General features: G+C 63.6%; 22 protein-coding genes and 1 tRNA gene. 15 read left to right on the forward strand and 8 right to left on the reverse strand.

Going from position 1 to position 22,687, the window contains the following annotated elements; translation table 11 throughout:
* Positions 1-138: 138 nt before the first annotated feature.
* From C8N35_RS07300 to C8N35_RS07320, 5 genes are all read right to left on the reverse strand, one after another.
* On the reverse strand, positions 139-1,164 hold the full coding sequence (locus C8N35_RS07300; protein WP_107988855.1) for an MBL fold metallo-hydrolase: 1,026 nt from the start codon (positions 1,162-1,164) through the stop codon (positions 139-141).
* Entirely contained in the window at positions 1,152-2,888 is a 1,737-nt protein-coding gene (locus C8N35_RS07305; protein WP_107988856.1) for an ABC transporter permease, read from the reverse strand. The genes C8N35_RS07300 and C8N35_RS07305 overlap by 13 nt, the downstream gene beginning before the upstream one ends.
* Positions 2,889-2,892: 4 nt before the next feature.
* On the reverse strand, positions 2,893-3,861 hold the full coding sequence (locus tag C8N35_RS07310) for an ABC transporter substrate-binding protein (protein WP_107988857.1): 969 nt from the start codon (positions 3,859-3,861) through the stop codon (positions 2,893-2,895).
* 34 nt (positions 3,862-3,895) lie between these two features.
* Positions 3,896-5,029: an ABC transporter ATP-binding protein gene (locus tag C8N35_RS07315; protein WP_107988858.1), complete on the reverse strand. Its 1,134-nt coding sequence runs from the start codon at positions 5,027-5,029 to the stop codon at positions 3,896-3,898.
* 350 nt (positions 5,030-5,379) lie between these two features.
* Positions 5,380-6,153, reverse strand: a complete 774-nt coding sequence (locus tag C8N35_RS07320; RefSeq protein ID WP_245926688.1) for a cupin domain-containing protein — start codon at positions 6,151-6,153, stop codon at positions 5,380-5,382.
* A gap of 194 nt (positions 6,154-6,347) precedes the next feature.
* On the opposite strand from C8N35_RS07320, the gene C8N35_RS07325 reads away from it, so the two are divergent.
* The 8 genes from C8N35_RS07325 to C8N35_RS07360 all read left to right on the forward strand — a co-directional run bounded on the left by C8N35_RS07325 (position 6,348) and on the right by C8N35_RS07360 (position 15,270).
* A complete protein-coding gene (locus C8N35_RS07325; RefSeq protein ID WP_107988860.1) occupies positions 6,348-7,532 on the forward strand; it encodes a branched-chain amino acid ABC transporter substrate-binding protein in 1,185 nt (394 codons plus the stop codon).
* An 89-nt stretch (positions 7,533-7,621) separates the two neighbouring features.
* Positions 7,622-8,542, forward strand: coding sequence for a branched-chain amino acid ABC transporter permease (locus C8N35_RS07330; RefSeq protein WP_107988861.1), 921 nt, complete (start codon positions 7,622-7,624; stop codon positions 8,540-8,542).
* 4 nt (positions 8,543-8,546) lie between these two features.
* On the forward strand, positions 8,547-9,725 hold the full coding sequence (locus tag C8N35_RS07335; RefSeq protein ID WP_107988862.1) for a branched-chain amino acid ABC transporter permease: 1,179 nt from the start codon (positions 8,547-8,549) through the stop codon (positions 9,723-9,725).
* Positions 9,722-10,498, forward strand: a complete 777-nt coding sequence (locus C8N35_RS07340) for an ABC transporter ATP-binding protein (RefSeq protein ID WP_107988863.1) — start codon at positions 9,722-9,724, stop codon at positions 10,496-10,498. The genes C8N35_RS07335 and C8N35_RS07340 overlap by 4 nt, the downstream gene beginning before the upstream one ends.
* The gene (locus tag C8N35_RS07345) at positions 10,498-11,205 is read left to right on the forward strand and encodes an ABC transporter ATP-binding protein (RefSeq protein WP_107988864.1); all 708 of its coding nucleotides are present in this window, start codon (positions 10,498-10,500) and stop codon (positions 11,203-11,205) included. Before C8N35_RS07340 ends, C8N35_RS07345 begins: the two co-directional genes overlap by 1 nt.
* A 12-nt stretch (positions 11,206-11,217) precedes the next feature.
* Positions 11,218-12,327, forward strand: a complete 1,110-nt coding sequence (locus C8N35_RS07350) for a M20 family metallopeptidase (protein ID WP_107988865.1) — start codon at positions 11,218-11,220, stop codon at positions 12,325-12,327.
* Entirely contained in the window at positions 12,324-13,616 is a 1,293-nt protein-coding gene (locus C8N35_RS07355) for an amidase (protein WP_107988866.1), read from the forward strand. Before C8N35_RS07350 ends, C8N35_RS07355 begins: the two co-directional genes overlap by 4 nt.
* 292 nt (positions 13,617-13,908) lie before the next feature.
* On the forward strand, positions 13,909-15,270 hold the full coding sequence (locus C8N35_RS07360; protein ID WP_107988867.1) for a site-specific integrase: 1,362 nt from the start codon (positions 13,909-13,911) through the stop codon (positions 15,268-15,270).
* A gap of 326 nt (positions 15,271-15,596) precedes the next feature.
* Here the strand turns inward: C8N35_RS07360 and C8N35_RS07365 are convergent, their stop codons facing one another.
* The gene (locus tag C8N35_RS07365) at positions 15,597-16,748 is read right to left on the reverse strand and encodes an SH3 domain-containing protein (protein ID WP_107988868.1); all 1,152 of its coding nucleotides are present in this window, start codon (positions 16,746-16,748) and stop codon (positions 15,597-15,599) included.
* Positions 16,749-16,790: 42 nt separating this feature from the next.
* Positions 16,791-17,096, reverse strand: coding sequence for a BRO-N domain-containing protein (locus tag C8N35_RS24175; protein ID WP_107988869.1), 306 nt, complete (start codon positions 17,094-17,096; stop codon positions 16,791-16,793).
* 847 nt (positions 17,097-17,943) lie between these two features.
* Here C8N35_RS24175 and C8N35_RS07375 point away from each other — a divergent pair.
* Positions 17,944-18,504 carry a recombinase family protein gene (locus C8N35_RS07375; RefSeq protein ID WP_107989153.1) on the forward strand — a complete coding sequence of 187 codons (561 nt, stop codon included), beginning with the start codon at positions 17,944-17,946 and terminating at the stop codon, positions 18,502-18,504.
* 123 nt (positions 18,505-18,627) lie between these two features.
* Positions 18,628-19,458 carry a hypothetical protein gene (locus C8N35_RS07380; protein ID WP_107988870.1) on the forward strand — a complete coding sequence of 277 codons (831 nt, stop codon included), beginning with the start codon at positions 18,628-18,630 and terminating at the stop codon, positions 19,456-19,458.
* 247 nt (positions 19,459-19,705) lie between these two features.
* On the opposite strand, the gene C8N35_RS07385 is transcribed toward C8N35_RS07380, so the two are convergent.
* A tRNA-Ala gene (locus tag C8N35_RS07385) sits at positions 19,706-19,781 on the reverse strand.
* A gap of 329 nt (positions 19,782-20,110) precedes the next feature.
* Here C8N35_RS07385 and C8N35_RS07390 point away from each other — a divergent pair.
* From C8N35_RS07390 to C8N35_RS07410, 5 genes are all read left to right on the forward strand, one after another.
* Complete coding sequence (locus C8N35_RS07390) at positions 20,111-20,407, forward strand: YggT family protein (protein ID WP_107989154.1); 297 nt, start codon at positions 20,111-20,113, stop codon at positions 20,405-20,407.
* 25 nt (positions 20,408-20,432) lie between these two features.
* Positions 20,433-20,762: a DUF167 family protein gene (locus C8N35_RS07395; protein WP_107988871.1), complete on the forward strand. Its 330-nt coding sequence runs from the start codon at positions 20,433-20,435 to the stop codon at positions 20,760-20,762.
* A 60-nt stretch (positions 20,763-20,822) separates the two neighbouring features.
* Positions 20,823-21,734, forward strand: a complete 912-nt coding sequence (folD, locus tag C8N35_RS07400) for a bifunctional methylenetetrahydrofolate dehydrogenase/methenyltetrahydrofolate cyclohydrolase FolD (RefSeq protein WP_107988872.1) — start codon at positions 20,823-20,825, stop codon at positions 21,732-21,734.
* Between the two features lie 173 nt (positions 21,735-21,907).
* Positions 21,908-22,096: a hypothetical protein gene (locus C8N35_RS07405; RefSeq protein ID WP_107988873.1), complete on the forward strand. Its 189-nt coding sequence runs from the start codon at positions 21,908-21,910 to the stop codon at positions 22,094-22,096.
* 182 nt (positions 22,097-22,278) lie between these two features.
* Positions 22,279-22,542 carry a hypothetical protein gene (locus C8N35_RS07410; RefSeq protein ID WP_107988874.1) on the forward strand — a complete coding sequence of 88 codons (264 nt, stop codon included), beginning with the start codon at positions 22,279-22,281 and terminating at the stop codon, positions 22,540-22,542.
* Positions 22,543-22,687: the final 145 nt, after the last annotated feature.

The following is a 22,687-nucleotide window of genomic DNA, read 5'->3' on the forward strand; positions in this document are numbered from 1 at the left end:
TGAGAATGATCCATGGGATGCGGCACGCGAGATAGTCTGTCGGATAACCGCTTGCTCCCCTCTCCCCCCTTGTGGGGGAGAGGGGAGCAAGTGGCGCCTTTTCGGCGGTGGGTATGCCCGCCCCCGGCATCCGCTTTCCTACACATCGACCTCGCTCTCGCGCACCAGCCTGTCGCCGAGCGCTGCGACGAGCCGGGGCGCGGCGGCGAGGTCGACGAAGGCGGGCAGGATCCGCTCCGCTTGCGTGTCTTGCGAAAGCGCGATCATGTCGCAAAGCCGGGGGTGGACGTTCCAGCCCATCCAGCGCGCGCGGGCCTCGCCGATCATCGCATGGGCCGGGCTCGTCCTCGGCACGTGGCTTGAGAAGATGAAGCGGAAACCGTCGCGCGCGCAAAGGGCGGCGGGAAGCCCGTTCTCGGCGTTGGAGCCGCTCGCCACGATGATCTGGTCCGGCCGAGCGGTTTCCGCATCTGCGAGGGGCGGGGTCGTGCCCGTCAGCCGTTCGGTTTCCTCCGCAACCACCCGGCAGGCACGAACCTTCAGGCCAAGCGCGGAAAGAGCGGCGACCATCTCCGGTCCGCGCCCGTTGGAGGGACAGGGCAGCACGGCCCCGTCTCGGGCTTCGCGGGCCAGAAGGCCGATCTGGTCGGCAAGTGCGGCATCGCGGTCGCCGTAGGAGGCATCGGCCAGAACGGTCGCGGTCTTCGGGAACGGATCGCAGGCAAGAAGCGGGCCTTCGGTCGAGAAGTCGCCGGTATAGAGAAATCCGCCGCGTTCCGTTTCAAACCGCATCCAGATGCCGCCCGGCGCATGGCCGGCGCGTCCCGTGGTGACCGTCAGGCCCAGAACGTCGGTTTGCCCGCGCTCGCAAAGCACGCGCGCATCGGCCGGGCGGAACCCGTCGGGCAGGCGGGCGAGCGTTTCCGCGCTGGCAAAGACCGGCGGATTGCCGATCTCGTCCAGCCGGTCAAGCCCGCCGACATGGTCCACATGGCCATGGCTCAGCAGCACCGCGTCGATCGCTCCGGCGCGGGAAAGATCGGGACGCTCGCCCGTCTCCAGCCCGTCGCCGAGGTCGAGCAGCAGTCGCCGGCCCTCGATCTCCAGCAGGAACACGGCGGCTGCCTTGCGGCCCAAACCGCTGATCGCGGTCAATCGCGCCATGGCAGCACCCCTTCCGGCAGGCGCCGGCCGAAAACGAGGCTCAGCCCCATCAGCACCAGAACCAGCACCACCATCAGGCAGCCGACGGCGGCGGCAAGCGTGGAGGATCCGGCCTCTTCCAGGAAGATGATGGTCGGCCCGATCGTCTGCGCCCTCGATGAGACCAGCAGCACCGAGGTCTGGATCTCGTTGATCGCCGTCATGAAGACGAGGATCGCGGCGGCGGTCGCGGAAGGCGCCAGTGCCGGCAGCACGATGTCCTTCAATCGGGAGAAGATGCCGGCGCCGGCAAGCTGGGCGGCCTCGTCGAGACCGCGGTCGATCTGCGCATAACCGCCAAGGATCGGGCGCAGCGCCAGCGCCAGATAGTTGGAGAGATAGGCCGCCAGGATCACCCACACCGTGCCGTAGAGCGAGGTGCCGATGCCCGGCAGCGGGCGCAGGAAGAACAGGATCATCGCGACGCCGATGATGATGCCCGGCAGCGCGTAGGCGAGCTCGGAGGCGAGCCTCAGCAGTTTCGCCACCCGCCCCTTGCGCCAGGAGAGCACATAGCCGAGCGCGACGGCGACCGGGATGAGCACGGCGACGGTAACGAGCGTGATCCAGAGGCTCGTCAGGAACGCCGCGCGGATGCCCTCGTGATGGAAGAGCGCGTTGGCGAAGTTTTCAAACGTGATCGTCTCGGCGTTGAGCGGCTGGCCGTAGCCACGCACCAGCGCCGTGCCGAAAAGGGCGGAGAGCGGCAGCAGCAGGCAGATGACCAGATAGAGCCAGGCGGCACCCGAGACGGCCATGCGCCAACGGCCGAGCGCCATGCGCGGCGGGCGCTGTGCGGCATCGACGCGCTGGTCGCCCTGCCTGCCGAGCCAGGCGGTCAGCCCCATGCCCATCACGGTCAACGCCGCCAGCAGCAGGGCCAGAAGCGCCATGTCGGAGAGCGCGGAGGGGCCGTAGGAATTGAGCCGGCGGTAGATCATCGTGATCAGCGTGGAGACGCGCGCGGGAATGCCGAGCATCGCCTGGATGCCGAAATTGCCGATCGAGGAGACGAAGGCGAGCGCAGCACCCGCGAAGATGCCGGAGCGGATCAGCGGCAGCACGATGTCGCGCGTCACCGCGCCGGCGCCGGCACCGTTGGAGCGGGCGGCCTCGATCAGCGAGGCGGGCAGGCGCTGCAGGCTCGCGCGCACCGACAGGAAGACGAGCGGGGCATTGTAGAGCCCGAGCAGGAAGACGATGCCGCCCATGGAATAGAGCGGATGCGGCGTTCCCGGCGGCAGGGTCAGGCCGAGCGGGCCGAGCACCGGGCTTGCCGGCGAGAACGCCTGGATCCAGGCAAGCGCGGTCACCTGCGGCGGGATCATCAGCGGCAACACGAAACCGAAGACCCATGCCGTGCGGTAGCGCATGTCGGTGAGGCTCACCAGAAGGGCCGCCGCCGTGCCGGCGATCGTGGCGAGCATTGTGGAGGCGACGGAAATCTTGACGGTGTTGAGGGTTGCTTCCAGCACCCGGCGGCCGCCGAGGATGTCGGCAATCCGCTCCGCATCGAAAACGCCGTGCGGCATCAGCGCGGACCAGGCGAGGCGTGCGAGCGGGACGACGGACAGGACGCCGACGAAGACGACGAGCGCCAGCAGCAGGAGGTATTCGCCACTCAGGCGGCGCGGGAACCGAAGCGCCCGGGTGGGGCGCTTCGGCATGTCGAGAGCGAGGCTCATCGCATCACAGCCCGAAGATGTCTGCGAACTTGGCGCGGACCTCTTCATTGGTCTTCACCGCGTTGTCGACGTCGTAGCCGAGGAGCTTCATGTCTTCCATCTTGGGGAAGCCTTTCGGCCCGGCGACGCCCGGCAGGATCGGCAGGTTGCCCTGGCTGGCGGCGAGCTCCTGACCTTCTTTGGAAAGCAGGAAGTCGATGAAGAGCTTGGCTTCCTTCGGGTGCTTGGTGGTAGCCATGATGGCGGCCGGCTCGGTGATGAAGGAAACGCCGTCCTTGGGCGCGATGAAATCGATCGGCGAGCCGTCGGCCTTGGCGCGCAGCGCGTTGGCATCGACCACGATGGCGTATTTCGCCGCGCCCGAGGCCACGGCCTTGATCGCCGGGCCGTTGCCGCCTTCCGGCACGATGCCGAGATCGTTCAGGCCTTCATAGAAGGACCAACCGATGGCGGGATCGTTGATCAGCGCGTGCAGGTGGTTGAGCGCGGCGCCCGAATAGAGCGGCGAGGGCACGGCGATCTTGCCGCGGTTGTCTTCGCTCAGGAGCTCCTTCCAGGTGGAAACCGGCTTGGCGATCTTGGTGTTGTAGGCGATGCCGGTGGTGATGGCCTTCGTTCCGAAGAACATCATGTCCTTGTCGTAGGTCGCCGGGTCGTAGTTGTCGACGGGCGCGTCCGGGTAGGCCATCAGGTGGCCGCCGGCCTTCAGCTCGCCGAGGTTGATGACATCGGCCACCAGCAGCACGTCGGCCTGGACCTGACCGGCCTCGATCTCGGCGCGCATCACGTTCATCAGCGCGGACGTGCCGTTGCGCGTCCACTGGACCTTGATGTCCGGGTGGGCGGCCTCGAAGGCATCGACGGTCTGCTGCGCCTGTTCGGGCGGCTGGGAGGTGTAGAGCGTCAGCGTGGTTTCGGCGTAGGCGGCGCCGGAAAACAGCACGGCGGCGAGCGTGAGGGAGAGCAGTTTCATGGATTTGTCCTGAGGCTTTTCGGGAGGTTGGGGACTAGAGGCAGGCGGAGGAGGGGAGGGACGATGCGGCGGCCGAGTGAACGGTCTGGGGGATGACCCAGCCGTCGCGCAGCGACAGGGTCACGCGCTGGCCCTGCGAAACGGAGGCCGGCGCGGGAATGTTGATGGAAAGCGGCACGGAACCCTGCGGTCCGGCCATGACATCGGCGCGCAGATAGGCGCCGCGATAGGTCGCCCGCGTCACGTTGGCGGCGATGCCGCCCGCATCCGCATTCGCGGTCGCGTCATCGGAAACGAGATGCAGATCGCCGGGGTGAATGGAAATGCTCGCGCGAGAACGCGGGCCTTCGCCGGGGGCGCAGCGCAGCTCCACTTTCTGGCCGAGCAGGGAGGCGGCGGCGCGGCCGTTGCCGAGCGGGCGGATGTCCTCCGCCTCCAGCACGCGGCCCTCGCCGATGAAGCCGGCGACCGTCTCGTTCGCGGGCCGGGCGAACAGCGCCTCCGGCCGGTCGAACTGCAGGATGCGGCCCTTGTCCATCACCGCGACGCGGTCGGCCAGCGCCAGCGCCTCCGACTGGTCGTGGGTGATGTAGAACATCGTCGCGCCGGAGCGCTTGTGGAAGGCGGCGAATTCCTCTTCCAGCGCGCCGCGCAGGTGTACGTCGAGATTGGCGAGCGGCTCGTCGAGCAGCACCGCGCGGCTTTCCATGGCGAGGCAGCGCGCGAGCGCCACGCGCTGACGCTGGCCGCCGGAAAGATCGGCGGGACGGCGGTCGGCAAGCGCCCCGAGTTCCACCACCTCCAGCACCCGGGCGACGCGCTCCGCACGCTGCTTCTTCGCCAGTCCGGCCACTTTCAGCCCGTAGGCGACGTTCTGCGCCACGCTCATGTGCGGCCACAGCGCGTAGTTCTGGAAGACGACGCCGATGTTGCGCCGTTCCGGCGGCACGTGGTGGCGCGGGGCGGAGACGAGTTCGCCGCCGATCTCGATGCGGCCGCCGTCCAGCGTCTCGAAGCCGGCGAGACAGCGCAGGAGCGTGGTCTTGCCGCAACCCGAAGGCCCGAGGATCGCCACGAACTCGCCCGACGCGATGTGGAGCGACACCTCGCGCAGAACGGCGGTGTCGCCGAAACTCTTGTCGATCGCGTCGATGCGGATGTCGCTCACGGTTCACCCCGTCTGTTGTCGAAAGGACGGCTGCACAGCTGTGCAGCGCCGGCCCTTGGACTAAGCGCGACAGGCAACAGGGCGATGACGCTCACATGACGTTTCGATGAACAATCGGGTCCGAAACAACCGCCGCGGATGGGGGGCTTGGCTCCCCTGCGGCACGTTGTTATTCCGACCCGGCCAACCCGGCCCGGACCAGCGGGAAAACGGCGCGCTCGGCCTCTCCCGGGGCTTGGCCGCCTCAGGCTGTAAAATGTAAAAAAAACCGGGTGATGAGGCTTTGCGGGGTCCTTTGGAAGAACGACGGGTTCGCAAAGGTCACGCGGGCAATGGTCGCCTGCGTGTGTTCAGAACGTCGCGGGTGTCGCCACCCACAGGATACGTGTGACGCCGATGTCGAGGTTGCGGTAGCGGTGCGGCAGGGTCGAGGCGAAGAAGAAGCTGTCGCCGGCGGTGAGATGGTAGCTCTTGCCGGCGACGATCAGCTCCGCGGTGCCTTGCAGCACGTAGCCGACCTCCTGGCCGGCGTGCTGGATGTCGCCGCCGCTTTCCGCGCCCGGTTCCAACGTGTGGATGTTTGCCGAAAGCATCATGTCGGGCACTGTCGGGGACAGGCGTTCCAGAAAGATCGATGCGCCGCCCTTGTTGCGCCTGACCTGCACGGCCGGGCGCGCATCGCTGCGGATGACGCTGATCTCCTCCGGCTGCGCTTCCGCTCCGAACAGGTGCGTGATCGAGATGTCGAGTACCGCCGCGATGCGATGAAGGGTGCGCAGCGACGGGGTGGCCTGTTCGGTCTCGATCTTGGAGAGCATCGAAGGCGAGCACCCGACCTCGTCGGCCACCTCGCGCAACGTCATGCCCTTTTCCTTGCGGGCCTTGCGGATCCGGGCGCCGAGATCTGAGAGCGTCATCTGGGACGCATGGGCGGACGACGCCTCGCCCGATGTCGGAACGCGCGACCGGGGTACGGTCTCCGGTTCGCCGTCTCGTTCCGCGGCATCGACGGCTGCCCGGGACGAAGTCTGTCGCCCACCGGCGCCGAACGTCTCGGGAGCGCTTGCGGGCAGGGGGGCGGCATCGCGACCGATTACGATCGTCTGCCTAAGTTTTGTGCTCATGCCTCACCGAAGTGCTCAAATGTATATCTGAACGTTTGAATAAAGATCACTTTTTCCGCAGTCCCTACATTAAAGTTGAATGACATTCAATTTTTTGCCAGCCTGTACGTCATCAGGCGCGATTGCCATGCAAGATGACCGAAGAAGTCCATCGGCACTCGAAAATATATCAAATGCAATAGAGGGACAACGAAATGACGTCCGGTACTTTCCACTCTGCACGTTTGGCCGTTCTGACGGCGGTGACTGCCGCGGGGCTCGCACTCGGTGGCCCGGCCATGGCCAAGGATACCGTCGAGCTCGGCTTCGTCGGTCCGCTGACCGGTGGCGTCTCGGCGATCGGCGTTGGCGGCCGCAATTCCGCCGAGCTCGCCGTCAAGCTGCGCAACGCCGACCCGAAGAGCAAGTACCACTACGAGCTCCAGGCGCTCGACGACGAATGCAAGCCGAATGTTGGCGTTCAGGTGGCGACGAAGCTCGCCGCCAACCGCAAGGTCGCCGGTATCGTCTCGCACTACTGCTCTGCGGTGGCGATGGGAACCGTCGATATCTATCACCGGTTCGGCCTGCCGGCGACGGTCTGGGGCGCTGTGCTGCCCGACATCACCTACGGCAACGACTACGCCGAGATCACGCGCGTCAACGGCACGATGATCAACCAGAACGAGGTGGCCGCGAAATTCATGGCCGACCGGGGGTACAAGACCTGGGCCGTCATTCACGACACCACCGACTACGGCAAGGGCCACGACAAGTACTTCACGAAGTTCCTTGAAGCGGATGGCGGCAAGATCGTCGGCGACTTCGGCGTGACCTCCGACCAGCAGGACTTCACCGCCGAGCTCACGCAGATCAAGCAGCTCAACCCGGATGTCGTCTACTTCGCCGGCCTGACGCCGCTTGGCATCCGCGTGCGCCAGCAGATGGACAAGCTCGGCCTCAAGGCCGTCTTCCAGGGCGTGTCCGGCATCAAATCGGACTCCTTCTTCGATGGCATCGGTCCGGATCTGGCCGAAGGCACGCTGACCTTCCTCGAAGGCGCTCCGGCCGAGAAGCTGCCCGGCGGCGCGTACTTTCTCAAGGAGTACCAGAAGGCCGGATTCGACAGCGCCGCCGAGGCCTACGGTCCCTTCGCCTTCGCCGCGATGAACCTGCTCATGGACGCGGTCGAGACCGTCGGACCCGATCGCAAGAAGATCGTCAAGTACATGGGCACCGTGAAGGATCACGACTCCATCACCGGCCCCATCACCTTCGACGAGCACGGCCAGAACACCGTCGCGCTGATCACCCCCTACGTGGCGCAGGACGGCAAGTGGGTGGTCTGGGCCGACAGCGAATACGCTTCCGGCAAGCGCAAGCTTCCCGGCCAGAACTGATCGTACCTTGAACACGTGAACGTCCCGGGCCGGTCAAGCCGGCCTGGGTTCTTCTTTCCCGTCCCGTATCCGGCTGGAAGGCTCCGACGATGGATCTCGGACTGATCGCCCAATACCTGGCCAACGGCATCATGCTGGGCACCATGTACGCCCTCGTTGCCGTCGGCTTCACCCTGTTCTTCGGCGTGCTCGACGTCATCAAGTTCAGTCACGGCGACGTGCTGATGCTCGGCACCTTCGCCGGCTTCACCGTCTGGCTGGGGCTTCAGGCCGCCGGCATCGTCAATCCCTGGCTGCAGCTGGTCATCATCCTGATCGCCTCCATGGCGTTCACCGCCGCCATCGGCGCGATGATCGCAAAGTGGCTGGTGCTGCCGCTCAAGAAGGCGCCGCCGCTCAACACGCTGCTCCTGACCTTGATGCTGGGCACGGCGATCCGCGAGGCGGTGCGCCTGTTCTATCCCAACGGCTCCAACCCGAAGGCCTTCCCCGCGCTGCTGCCGTCCGCCTCGATCGATCTCGGCGGGTTCCTGCTGCGCGCCGACAGCGTCATTCTGGTCGCCGCCGGGCTTTCGCTCATCGCCGGGCTGAACCTCGTGCTCAACCGCACCCGGCTCGGCCTTGCCATACGCGCCGTCGCGCAGGACGAGGAGACGGCGCGCACGATGGGCATCAACTACATGCTCGTCGTGCTGGCGACGTTTGCCATCGGCTCCGGTGTCGCCGCCTTCGCCGGCATCATGAACGGCCTCTACTATTCCGAGATCAATTTCGGCATGGGCCTGCTTCTGGGCCTGATCGGCTTTTCCGCGGCCATCGTCGGCGGGCTCGGAAATCTCTACGGCGCGATCCTCGGCGGCTTCATCTTCGCCGGCCTTCAGGTGGTCGGCGCGGCGCTGCTGCCGTTTGCCTCCGCCTACAAGGACGTCTTCGCCTTCGCGGTGGTCATCGCGATCATGGCGTGGAAGCCGACCGGCCTCATTCCCGAACGCACCAGCGACAGAGTCTGATCAGATGAGCGATATTGCCATTGACGCGCCGGCCCGGCCGAAAGGCCTCCTGCCCGGCGCCGCGACCATCCTTGCCGTCTCCGTCTACGGCTGGGCGCTGCTGACCGCGGAAGAGGACTGGCAGGTGATCGGCCTGCTGGTTCTGGCCGCAGCGGTCGGTCTTGTCGGCAAGCTGGCGGGTCTCGGCCCCAAGGTTCTGGCGTCGTGGAGCTCGAACGAGGCGACGATGAACGGCGGCGCCGTTCTCGGCCTGCTGGCCGTCATCTTCGCCCTGTCGACCCAGCATTTCCCGCTCCTGATGCTGACCACGACGCTGCTCTACTTCATTGCCTCGCTCGGCCTCAACATCCAGTTCGGCTACACCGGCATGGTGAATTTCGCCGGCGCTGCCTTCTTCGGCGCCGGCGCCTACACCGCCGCCGTACTTGGCGGCTACGCCTGGATACCGCCGCTGCTGACAATCCTTGCCGGTGGCGTCGTGGCGATGGTCCTCTCGCTTTTGCTGGTCTATCCGATCGTGCGCACCACCGGCCATTACGCTGCGGTCGTCACCATCGCCTTCGGCGTGCTGTTCAAGACCTTTCTCGAAGTGAACGAGATCCTGGGCGGGCCGCAGGGGCTGATGGTGGAATCCATGAAGCTGCCCGGCTGGGACTTCAACAACGGGCCGGTGCTGTTCGGCGTGGAGATGTCGTTCTATCTGAACTACGCGCTGTTCGCGACGGCGCTGGTCGCGCTCATCTTCTGTCTCGTGCGGCGGCTGGAGCGCAGCTGGCTCGGCCTGCACATGGATGCCGTCCGGCTCGACGAGACGGCGGCGGCCTGCTTCGGTATCTCCGTCCACCGCACCAAGATCCTGGCGTTTCTCTCCGGCAACTTCATTCTCGGCATTGCGGGCGCGCTCTACGGCATGATGATCAGTTTCATCGCACCCGCCTCCTTCACCTTCTCCGACAGCCTGCTGATGGTCTCCATCGTGCTGCTCGGCGGCATGGGCAGCCCCTGGGGCGGGGCGCTTGCCGCGGCCATCGTCGTGCTGTTGCCGGAAAAGCTCCAGGTGCTGCAGGAATACCGCTTCCTGCTGTTCTCGGTTCTGGTGATGCTGGTGCTGCTGTTTCGCCCCGACGGGCTGCTGCCGCGCCAGATCCGCAACTACTTCCCGGGCCGGGAGGGTGGCAAATGAGCGAACGACTTCTCGAATTCCAGGCCGTGACCAAGCGCTTCGGCGGCGTGACGGCGCTCGACAGCTTTTCGATGCATCTCGACAAGGGCGAAATCCTCGGCCTCATCGGGCCGAACGGCTCGGGCAAGACGACGAGCTTCAACCTCCTGACCGGCATTTATCCCAAGACCGGCGGCAGCATTCATTTCGATGATCGCGACATCTCCAGCATGAGCGCTCGCGAGGTCTACGAAACCGGCATCGTGCGCACCTTCCAGCGCTCGCGCCTGTGTCTGCCGCTGTCGATCTACGACAACATCATGGTCGGCGACACCTCGCGTCTGCCCAAAGGGCTCTGGTCGAACCTTGTCAGGCGTCGGGCCTTCCGGCGCCAGTATGAGGAGACCTTCAAGGTGGCGCGCGATCTCGTCGCCACCTTCTCCGGCAACCTCGCGGACCGGATGCTCGATCCCGTCGGCGCGCTGCCGATGATCGAACGGCGGCGCATCGAGATCTGTCGTGCGCTCATTTCCGGCCCGCGTCTGTTGCTGCTCGACGAGCCTTCCGCCGGCATGACGCATGACGAGACCAACCAGCTCATGAGCGACATTCTCGATGTGCGGGCGCGCGGCGAGGGCCTGTCGATCATCATCGTGGAGCACGAGATGGGCGTCATCGAGCGCATCACCGACCGCTGCGTGGTGCTGAGCTACGGCAAGAAGATCGCCGAAGGCACCTACGCCGAAATCGCTTGCGACAAGGAAGTGCAGAATGCCTATCTGGGGGTCGACTGATGGCGCAAATCGAAGTTCGCGGCCTGTTCGCGGCCTATGACAAGGCCGACGTGCTGCACGATATCTCGCTCGACGTGAAACCGGGCAAGATCACCTGCCTGCTGGGCTCCAACGGCGCCGGTAAGTCGACGCTCATCCGCGCCATTCTCGGCCTGACGCCGCCGCACACCGGCAAGATCCTGCTGGACGGCCACGACATCACCGGCCTGCCGACGCACAAGATCGTCTCGCGCGGCATCGCGGCGATCCCGGAAGGGCGCAAGATGTTTCCCAAGCTCACCGTGACGGAAAACCTGCGTCTGGGGGCCTTCCAGGTCGCGGACAACAAGGTCATCCGCGAGCGCATGGACACGGTCTTTGAGGCCTTCCCGCGTCTCGCGGAGCGTCGCGATCAGCTCGCCGGAACGATGTCGGGCGGCGAGCAGGCGATGGTTTCCATCGGTCGCGGGCTGATGGGCGCGCCGAAGATCCTGCTCATCGACGAGCCCTCGCTCGGTCTTTCCCCGCTCTACGTGAAGGAGAATTTCCGCATCATCGAGGGGATCCGCGAGCAGGGCATCACCGTCTTCCTCGTCGAACAGAACGTGCGCCAGACACTGGCCATCGCTGATTATGGCTATGTGCTTTCCGGCGGCAAACTGGTGGGCGAGGGAACCGCCGCGGCCCTGTCGAGCGACAGCGCGGTACACGCGGCCTATTTCGGATAAGAAGACAATCAAATGGATGTCATAGAACTCACCCGCTGTCTGGTCGCTTTCGACACGATCAATCCGCCGGGCGGCGAGGCGGAGGCCATGCGCTTCGTCGCCGGCCTGCTTGGCGAGGCCGGTTTCGACTGCCGGGAGATCACGCAAGGTGAAGGGCGCTGCAATCTCGTGGCGACCCGGGGGCTTGCCGGCGAGGCGAAGGCACTCGGCTTCACTGGTCATCTCGATACCGTGCCGCTGGGCGCCGCCGCCTGGCGCCATCCGCCGCACGAGGCGGTCGTCGCGGACGGCCGTATCCATGGTCGCGGCACGTCGGACATGAAGGGCGGTGTCGCCGCCTTCGTCTGCGCCGCCATGGAAGGCCCGACGCCACCCGGCGGCATCGCCCTGCTCATCACGGCGGGCGAGGAAACGGGAAGCGACGGGGCGAAATGTATCGTTGCGGCCGGCGATCTGCCGGATATCGGCGCGCTGATCGTGGCCGAGCCGACGCTCAACCGTGCCTTGCCGGGCCACAAGGGCGCGCTGTGGCTGAAGCTCATCGCGCGCGGCGTCACCAGTCACGGTTCCATGCCCGAGGAGGGCGTCAACGCCGTCATGATCATGGCGCGCGCGCTTTCCGTCCTCGACGGCTTCGTGCCCGGGCCCGTGCATCCGATCATGGGGCCGGCCACCTGCAATGTGGGCATGATCCACGGCGGGCTGAACATCAATTCCGTTCCCGACCTGTGCGAGGTCACGATCGACATGCGCTCCGTGCCGGGCACCGACCACGCCGCGATGCGCGCCGCGCTTGCCGAGCGGATCGGTCCCGCTATCGAGATCGTGACCCTGATCGACCTGCCTTCGGTCTGGAGCGATCCGGCCGATCCGTGGGTGGCGAGCCTTGCCGGCCTTGCCCGCGATCTGGCGGGGGCCGATCCCGCCCCGGCAAGCGTTCCCTATTTCACGGATGCCTCGGTCTTCACGCCGGCGCTCGGTGACGTGGCGACCGTGATCCTGGGGCCGGGCGATCCCGCGCTCGCCCACAAGACCGATGAAAGCGTTGCCATCGACAGACTGCAGCAGGCGCAGGCGATCTTTGCCGCCGCGCTCGGGGACTGGGACGGACGGGCACGATGACCGGCGCGGTGGAGCGGCCGCTGGGGGCGCTGGAAACCCGCACCGCGATCGCCGAGGGCCGGTTGAGCGCCGAAGCTGCAACCGAGGCGCTCATCGAACGCATTGCCGCGCTGGAACCGGAAACCGAGGCCTGGGTCGCGGTCGATGCCGATGGGGCGCGGGCGGGGGCACGGGTGCTCGACCGGGGCCCCGAGCGCGGCGCACTTCACGGCGTCGCCATCGGGGTGAAGGATATCTTCGCTGCCAATGGTCTGCCGTGGCGTTGCGGATCGCCCATCTGGGCCAACCGGATCGCTACCTTCGATGCGGCGTCCGTGGCGATGGCGCGGGCGGCGGGAGCGATCGTTCTGGGCAAGACCGAGACGACGGAGTTTGCGAGCTACAAGCCGTGCCGGACCCGCAATCCGGCCGCGCCGGGGCGTACGCCTGGCGGGTCTTCGTCTGGATCGGCGGCGGCCGTGATGTCAGGAATGGTGCCGCTCGCCTTCGGCACGCAGACGTCAGGCTCCATCATCCGACCGGCCTCGTTTTGCGGCGTGGTCGGCTACAAGCCTTCCTTCGACCTGATAGCGGGGAGTGGCGTGGCGCCGCTGGCGCGCAGTTTCGATACGGTCGGCCTGTTTGCCCGAAGCGTCGCGGATATCGCCTTTGCGGCCGGCGCCCTGACCGGGCTCGATCTCGCACCGGAAAACGCGGCGACGCCACCATGCCCCGTCGGGCTTTTCCGTTCCGCCGCCTGGGAATTCGCCGAGCCGGATCTCATGGCCGTATGGGAGACGTTCGAGGCCGACATGTCCGCCTCGCCCGCCATCCTCTCGCAACCGGTTCCCGCGCACTTCGCGGATGAACTGGAAGGCGCGCTCGACCTGCATGCCCGGATCATGGCGGTGGAAACGGCCGAGGCGCTCGCGCACGAGGCGGCGATCGCCCCGGAATTGCTCTCTGAAGGTCTTGTGCGCGAGATTGCCGCCGGCCGGGCTTTGTCGTCTGCACGGCGTCATACGGACCGGCTTTCGCTGCACCGCCTTCGCGCCCGCGCGTTGGATTGTCTGGACCGCCAAGCTGTCTGGCTGACGCCATCGGCCTGCGGCGCGGCGCCGGACTGGAACTCGGGAACGGGAAATCCGGCGTTCAACCGGACGTGGAGCCTGCTGGGCCTGCCGGCCTGCTCGGTGCCGTTGCTTGCCGATCCGGCGGGACGTCCGATTGGCGTTCAGGTCGTCGGCGCGATGGGCAACGATGCCGGCGTTCTCGCCGTCGCCGACTGGCTGCGGCGCCATTTCACATAGCCGGCAGTGATGTGACCCGGGGCGAAAGCGGGTGCACCATTGCGCACCGCGGTATTACTGTGGGATTTATTCAGGTCCGCACGACACTCGACACGGAGACTTCGCAACGAATCTTGCGTTTCCGACAGGATGAGCCCTGCGGAACGAAAAACGAACATGTGAAGAAATGGTGGAGCCGAGGGGAGAGTCTCTTCCACCGAAAATTCCCGAATAGAAACAAAATGTTCTTGCCGTCTCAACGGCTTCTGGTGCCTTCTGTGGGTACGCATTTGGGTACGCAGAAGACCTCCTAATGGCACGATCCTCCTCCACCGACCGCCGTTACCTCGAGCTTCACGGGGGCAAATGGCGGGTGACGATATCCATTCCCCGCGACCTCCAACGGAAGCTCGGAACGAAACTGAAGCACCCTTTGAACACCGACAGTCTCGCAGTGGCCAATCGGCTGAAGTGGCCGGTGATAGCCCGGTTAAAGGAGAGGATTGAGCTGGAAAGAGGGGGCGGTCTTCACGCGTCCCATATCAAGCAGGCCTTGGTTATGTCCGACTCTCGCCGCAGCGCGGTCAGCGATGTCGAACTGGTCGCCTCTGATGCGGCCATCATCGAACTGGCGGATCAAATTCTTGGGCCGGTTGTCGATGAGGGAACAAACGCCGTAACCGGGCAGGTCGAGCCGGTCTACAATAAGGACCGTGAAAAGCGAGCGGTCGAGTTTGCCAAAGTGGCTCTTGGGCATGCCACTCCCATGGACCGACATCACCAGCAATATCTCGACCAGCTGACGGTCAAGCCACGCACACGAGCGGACGACGAACGTGCCATGAAGTACCTCAAGGCATGGTGCGAACTGGAGGGAGTCTCACCGGTTCTTCAGAGCTTCACCCGGAAGACCGCTGTGCGTTTCATGGATGGACTGTCAGGCGTTGCCCAGGGCCTTTCGCCGGTGACGCTCAACAAGTATCTGCGGCGTCTCTCGCGGTACTGGCAGTGGCTCGAGATGCGCAATGAGGTCGAGGACAATATATGGCGAGGGTTGACCATCGCCGAGCCCAAGACGGCGTACGACGAAGCCGAGCGTTCCTTCACCGATGATGAAGTGCGGAGGCTGCTTCAGGGCGAGGCGACACAGCACATGCACGATCTGATGAGGATTGCAGCGCTGACCGGCGCTCGCATCGATCCTATCGTCTGTCTAAGGGTCTGCGATTGCGCTGATGGTGTCTTCATCTTCAAGCCGCAGAAGAAGGAAAAGAAGGAACGCGCCTGCCCCATCCATCCCGACCTTGCCGCCATCATCGAAAGGCGCGTTGAGGGAAAGGAGCCGGAGGATGCGCTCTTCCCGGAATGGCCTGCGCCACGAAAGAAGGGCTCAATGCGGGAGCGGTCTTTCAAGGCATCTAGCCAGTTCACGGACTATCGTCGCAAGATGGGCGTCGATGAGGTGGTAAGCGGCAAGCGGCGCTCGCTGGTGAACTTCCACTCTTTCCGGCGGTGGTTCATCACCAAGGCGGAGCAAGCCGATCAGCCCGAGTCCATCATCGCGGCGGTTGTGGGCCACAAGAGGCAGGGGATGACGCTTGGCCGGTACTCGGCTGGGCCGCTTGTGGATCAGGCACGACGGTGCGTGGAAGCCGTCAACTTACCCTGCCCTTAGGGATGACGGATCGAGGGGCTCTTGACGTTACTGCCCGAACGAGAGGCATCAGCGCCTCACATTTTTCCCCACCCACGTTTTTCCGGCTGGGCATCATAGAAGCCCCCTGAGAGACTCATAGAAGGCAACGGGTCTCTTTGGAGCACTGTGGGTGGCGAGCGGTCAGGATGACTCCCTGTGAGTCTCCCAAAAGGCTTCGCGGCCGTGCAGGTGCTTTGCAGGGCATCGTTGGCGTAATGCTGTCTGCTTTGGTCGGTTGGCGGGGACGTATCTGAGGCCTTCGCCTCTGGCCCTTCAAAGGTATTTGGGGCAAACGGAAGAGCCGCTCATTCCCCGCAGCAGACACGCTTCACATAGGTGTTGCCGAGGGTCACGAAGCTGTCCTGCGGGATTTCGCCCTTGCTCTTGAGAAGTCTGGTCAGACCGATAGCCTTGTCAACTTCATAGCTGTCGCCGACCGTGACGGCGTACCAGCCATTCGTGGCCACGAACACGGAAGCCTTCAGCGGGAATGCTCGAGCAAAGGTGTTCGCGTCATAGGCGTTGTCGAAGCTCTTGATTTGGATGAGGCGCTGATAGCCCGGGGTGCCATCGAACTGATCCACGCGCACCCAAGTGTGGTGCAGGAAACCTGTGCGACCGTCTGCGCGGACGCGGTACCAGCGGTCGGAGTCGCTAAGGATGGTTATGCGGGTGCCGTTCTTGAGCGTTGCGGCGTCCTCGGCTTTGGTGCCGGGCGAGGTCTTTAGATGCACCGCTCCCTTGGGATGACGCACGTATCCTGACCGCGCTGTTGGCAATGCGGGGGCTTTCCCGGAGGCATCCAACTGCGCCGTTGGCTTGTGAAACGGATTGTCCGTTACCTGTGGCGGCGGACTTCTTCTGGGTGATGTGGCATTGCCGACCCACGTCACGCGATACCGCGCCATCTCCTCGCGAGAGAGGTAGCGCATGTCGTTCGCCTCAGTCTTGAGGGAAAGCTGGAGAAGCGAAGGGTCAACTCCCATCTCCACCATGTAAGCGACAATGTCCGCCGTCATCTCTTGGATCACTGAGACCGCGACGTCCGCGTCCGGTGTAAACCCAGGTGAGAATGTGGACTTGTGAACACCGATTGCCCCGGCTTCGGCTCCTCGATTGACGCCGCCCATGAAGGCGAGTGCGCATGCCGAGCTGCATTCCAGCATGCGCAGTTGCAGGGTCGAGAGGTTCAGTTTGCGTATGATGCGTCCAAGCTCCATCGCCTTGGCAACGTTGCCTCCGGGGCTTTGGAAGCTGATGAACATGGGCTCGTGGATGATGGCCTGCGCGGCAAAGGTGGCCAAGTCATCATCGTGGTCGAACGTGCCCGATACGAGGATAAACTTCAGGCCGTCGTTGGTCGTTTCGGGCACGAAGTCGAGCTTCGCTTGCACCCCCGTGGCAGCAACGGTTGCAGCGAAAAAAGTGAACGCCATCATCAGGCTTGAAATACGCATACTTCCGCCCCGATACCCCGCCGGATCTCTCCTCGTATCAGCCTAGCACGTCAACTCTACACGCCAAGATGCCGTTGCCAAGACCCGCAGCCGTCGGCATGCGTCCAGTGTGCCGCCGTTCTTGCGGATGCTCGGGATATCCTCGCGGGTCACCCAGTCCTGAAAGGGCTTGGCCTCCGGCTTGTCGCTGCGCATGATTAGCTTGTAGAGGCCACTTTCCGAAAGGTGATGCATCTGTCGTAGCTGGACGCGCCCGTTCGAGAGATCCACTTGCATCCGATGTAAGCGAACCTCATCGGCAGAGGGCGTGGAGAACCGCTTCGGAGTGAAGCACACACTCCCGACCATGCGTCGATAGCAATATCTAACGTACGGCCAACATCCTGTACTGTGAACCACGGCTTCCCGTCGATCTCCATGACGCGGACGACGGGGGTGTGGAAGTCGTGACTGGGCTGGGTTGAAAGGCAGTCACCTAGAACATCAAACGCTGCTCATCACAGTCCACTCAGGAGGAGGTTTTGAAGGACGTGCTGGGGCAGGGGCGGGTTTGAAACGTAGTCACTCAGTGGGGGATGATACATGTCAGGAGTGTTCTTTAAGAGACTTAAGGATGGTGCTGGGTTGCCGTTCCCGTGACCGTCAAGGCCTGCGGCAGTGCAGTCCCTGAGCCCCAAGACGCCCATCGTGCCGCCAAGAGCGCAAGAGTGTCCTGCCGGTGTTCTCTGGTGGAACGCCACCCCGCACACCAAGCCCATCACCTCGGATGCTCCCCGCTCTGGTTGGTGGACGGCATCGACGCTCCACTAAGACAGACAGGGCGGGGTGGTCGTTTTCTAAGACGCCGCGCCATGCGAAAGACGCCTGAGGCTCCCCGGCTTCTCCGTAGCCTCTGATGACCCTTAGGCACCCGCGACCATTTCGGGGAAAAATCTGTTGGCTTATATCGATAGAGTTGCGCGGCAGCTTTCCCCCATACGGGGGTAGGGCTGCTGCTGCGACCTATACCGGGCGCTTCAACGCCGGAGACGGCGAGTCTCCGACGACTAAGCAGCGCTGTCTCAATTGGGTGCACCCCTGAGGGGCACTTAGGTGTGACATCGTGCCAAGTGATTTCGCGTCACAATAGGGTTGCTGCAGCTGTTATGTGACGATATGCAGTATGGGTCTAACCCTATTGTTACAGGAGGGACTCATGTCCCGCATTGGCTACGCTCGCGTTTCAACCGCTGACCAACACACCGATACTCAGGTCGAGCGGCTCAAGGCAGCCGGGTGCAGTCCTGTCCGGCAAGAGAAGGCGAGCGGGAAGAGCCGGGAAGGGCGTGACGAGCTTGCAGCTATCCTCGACTTCATTCGCGAAGGCGATGAGCTGGTGGTGGTGAAGCTCGACCGGCTGGGGCGTTCCACGCGGGACGTCCTCAACCTCGTCCATGAACTGGAAGAGCGCGGCGCATCCCTGCGGGTTCTGGAGCCCGAGTTCTCAACGGGCGATGGGACCGGTCGCATCCTCGTCACCGTGCTCGGGATGGTGGCGGAAATGGAGCGTGAGTTTATCAAGGAGCGCCAAAGGGCCGGGATCGATGCTGCCAAGGCCAAAGGGGTCTACAAGGGCCGCAAGGCGTCGGTGCCGGTGGAGCGTGTCAGGGAACTTGCCTCGGAGGGATGCGGAGCGACTGCCATCGCGCAAGCGCTGGGGATCTCAAGGATGAGTGTCTATCGGGCTTTGGATGGCGTGGTGGCGTCGTCGGAGTAGATTCCGCTTCTATCGCGACTTCCTAATTTTCTACTCCTTCATTTTTTAGGTTGTCGAGTGTGTCCACCCCGCATAGATTTGCATGATAAGTAATTCATATTACTCATACTTAAAGCAAGCTCAATGATACCCGTCAGCGCGATTCTAACACTTAAAATTGAGACTGAAGAGCCAATCGAATTAGATGCGTTCGTCGGCGCTTTTACTTCGATAGCCGAAGAATATAGGAGAAGTATCCGGGAATATCATCCGGATATAGAAGGCGATTCGCGTATCTATGTTAAGGAAATAAGAAAAGGGTCATATGAGGCGGATCTGATACCGCTCGTTGCTGCTGCGGCGGCTCCCTTGGTTTCCAGTATGGATCAGCTTTTGATTGCCGAGCAATTTGTTCGCACGTGGGGTGCGCGGATCAAAGCGTTAGCATCGGGTAAGTTCGATGGTTGGGAGCCAACCAAGGGCGAGCTTGCAACGTTGGCGAATGCAACCAAAGCCATTGCGACAGACCCAAATGCATCGTCGACGTTATCAGCTGTTCGATACAGAGACGGGCGTCGAGACGTTGAAGCTTCTTTTGTGTTTTCAACACCGGACGCAGTTCGGGCTCAAGCGTCTATAGATGCCGCATATCGAGCGCTCGAAGCGACTGACCACTCTGAGTATCGGCGGGTATTAATGGTTTTCACGCGATCTGATATAGGTAGCGCTCGCGTTGGCAGGCGATCTGCTGATCGTGTGAAGATTGAAGAGCTTTCTCCCAAGCCTCTTGCGGTTATGTATGCATCGGACCTTGCTAAGGACCGTATAAAACATGAGATTAGAGAGAGCGATGATAATATCTACAAAAAAGGATTTGTTGTTGATGTAAATGTTCGTACGCTTAACGGTAAGCCGTCTGTGTATGCGGTAACTAATGTTCACGAGATTATAGAATTACCTGACGATGACGAATAGGTGGTGTGCGAGCGTCTCAACAACTTTCCATCTTACCATATTGCGATGTTGACATTGCGCAGTCCGATCGGTGCGGCATTGCTGATAGCTTCAGCTCTTGCGCATGTGTAGACGCAAGGGGCGGCGTAATCAAAATTCTTGCATCGGGAGCGGGTACGCAGCCTGGGTACGAATGTGGGTACGCACTGCCTCGCACCGTTCGGCTAAGGCATTGAAATAATTTCGCGATTTTAAATGGAAAACCAAATGGTGGAGCCGAGGGGAATCGAACCCCTGACCTCGTCATTGCGAACGACGCGCTCTCCCAACTGAGCTACGGCCCCATCTCTTGAGTGAGGCGCATTTAGTCGGCGAGGGAGGGGGCTGTCAAGGGACCCTGCGTGCGAAATTAAACGTTCTTTCCATCCATCCCCCGGGATGCCTTGAAAACGAGGCTTCGACCGCCTCTTTTTCCACTGCCGGGCTCAGGTTTCTGCCTGACGGACGGTGGTGCGGCTCGTCAGGTTTCGCCCGGGCGGAACCTGCCGCATTTACCGCCGTGGAGAACGCGGCGCTCACCCGTCTTGCCATGCCGCCGGGCTATCGCTACATCTGCGACACCAAATATCGCCGGAACCCAATTGAGACCCCGAACACGGAAAGATCGACCCAGATGGCCGTCGTCTGCTCCATCGTCCCCGTCGTCCTGCTCGCGCTGCAGCTCTACTCCTACGTCATCATCGCATCCGCGATCTTCTCGTGGCTCTATGCGTTCAACGTCATCAATCCGCGCAACCAGTTCGTCGGCATGATCGGCCAGACGCTCTATGCGCTCACGGAACCGGTCTACCGGCCGATCCGCAACGTCCTGCCCGCCATGGGCGGGCTCGATCTGTCTCCGATCGTCGTTCTGCTGTTGCTGATCCTCATCCAGAACCTGATCACGAATCTCAGCGGCTGCTACTTGTAGCAGCGGTGCTTACCGGAGGCTGGCGGTGAGCGCGGATGCGCCCTGGCGCGTGGTCGAGGGCGGTGTCGATGTGGCGCTGCGGCTGACGCCGAAGGCGGCGAACGACCGGATCGACGGGGCGAGCGTCCTGTCTGACGGGCGCGCCGTGCTGCTTGCCCGCGTTCGCGCGGTGCCGGAAAAGGGTGCTGCCAACAAGGCGCTGGAAAAGCTTCTCGCCAAGGCGCTGAAACGGCCCGCCCGCGATGTCTCGGTCACGGCCGGCCACACCGCGCGCCTCAAGACCGTTCACGTTGTCGGCGAGCCGGGTGACCTCGTTTCCGCCCTTCAGGCTCTCGCGAAGCCGGCCGGAGGCTGATAAGAACCTCACCGTTCGGTCTTTCGCCTTATCCAGGCTTCCCTTTCAAGGACGTTATCCATGAGCGCCACCCTCATCGACGGCAAGGCCCGCGCCGCCCGTTTGCGTGAAACGGTCGCACGGGCCGCGGAAAAGCTGAAGCATGACGAGGGCTTCGAGCCCGGTCTCGCCGTGGTGCTGGTCGGCGAGGATCCGGCGAGCCAGGTTTATGTCGCAAGCAAGGTCAGGCTGACGAAGGAATGCGGCATGCGTTCCATCGAGCACATCCTGCCCACTGATACCAACCAGGCCGATCTCGTCGCGCTGGTCGAGAAGCTCAACGCCGATCCGGGCGTCGACGGCATTCTCGTGCAGATGCCGTTGCCGAAACACATCGATTCCGATGCCGTCGTGCTCGCCATCGATCCGGCCAAGGATGTGGACGGGCTGCACCCCGTCAATGCGGGCCGCATCGTGCTCGGCAAGCCGGGGCTGGTGCCGTGCACGCCGCAGGGTTGTGTGATCCTCGCCAAGGAAGCCTTCGCGGACAAGACCGGCGGCGACCTTTCCGGCTTCGATGCGCTGGTGCTCGGCCGTTCCATTCTGGTCGGCAAGCCGGTGGCGCTTCTGCTGCAGAACGAGAACTGCACCGTCACCATGGCCCATTCGCGCACGCGTGATCTGGAGGCGGCCTGCCGGCGCGCCGATATCGTCATCGCCGCCGTCGGCCGGCCGCGGATGGTCAAGGGCGACTGGCTGAAACCCGGCGCCTGCGTCATCGACGTCGGCATCAACCGGGTGCCGGCGCCGGAAAAGGGCGAGGGCAAGACGCGGCTCGTCGGCGATGTCGATTTCGAGACGGCCGTCGAGGTCGCCGGCGCCATCACGCCGGTGCCGGGCGGCGTCGGCCCGATGACCATTGCCTGCCTTCTCGCCAATACCATCCGGGCGGCGTGCAAGCGGCGCGGGCTGGCGATACCCGAACTCGGCTGACAGCTGACGGCGGGAGGGATGCGGCCGGAGGGTGGCGGGGCGATGCCCGCTCCCGGCCGCATCCGTAAGAGCCCTCATCGCGCGTCTTTGCACCCCGGTGCGGCGAATTGTACCGAAACCATTGAGAACTTCTTAACGCGCGCGCCCCACGGTGGGGCAATGAGGAGCACGTCATGAATGCCATCGCAACAGCCGCCGTCGTCGCCGACAGGTCGCAGGCCGTGACCACCATGCTCGCATCCTTCATGAAGCAGGGCGCTCAGCAGGCGCAGGCCATGGCGGCGATGCTCGAGGAAGCGGCGCAATCCGCAAAGGCCGCTGCCCCCGACGGCATGGGCAGCCAGGTCGACATCCAGGCCTAAACCCCCGGGCAGGCCTGAGCCTCCCGGGGTCTTTAATAGAATTTTAAAGACCTTATATACTGCGGGTTGAGGGAGTTAGGACTTCGTTCAGGTTCGTTACCCCGCGTTAATATGAAGCCGCGATCCTGAGGTCACGTCCTGATACGCTCGGTATCACGTTCTGGTACAAGGAGTTCGTTCACATGCAAATCACCGGAGCCGGTCCGACGGTTCAACGCCAGTTCGACTTCGACACGAAGATCGAAAAGCAGGGCTCATCGGATCTGCAGACGAACAATCAGCAGCAGACGGCGCAGGCGGCCTCCGCGAACGCGGCATCACAGACGAACGAGGCAAACGAGAGCTCTCCCGTCGAGGCCGCTTCGGACAGCTCGAGCAGCAATGCTCAGGAGCGGTCCGAAAACCGGCAGCGCGGTGTCGGCCAGACACTCGACATTTCGGTCTGAGGTCTCAGCCTGACAAGCGTTTCCTGACAATCGCCGCCTTCCCCACGGCGGCGATCCGAAAGGCCGGTTCCGTGTGCGCACGGCGCCGGCCTTTTCGTTTGCAGGCCCTTTTCGTTTGCAGGCTTTGTGCCGGCGCAAGAAATGT

It is taken from the genome of Breoghania corrubedonensis (assembly GCF_003053845.1).
In the GTDB taxonomy this organism is placed as follows: domain Bacteria; phylum Pseudomonadota; class Alphaproteobacteria; order Rhizobiales; family Stappiaceae; genus Breoghania; species Breoghania corrubedonensis.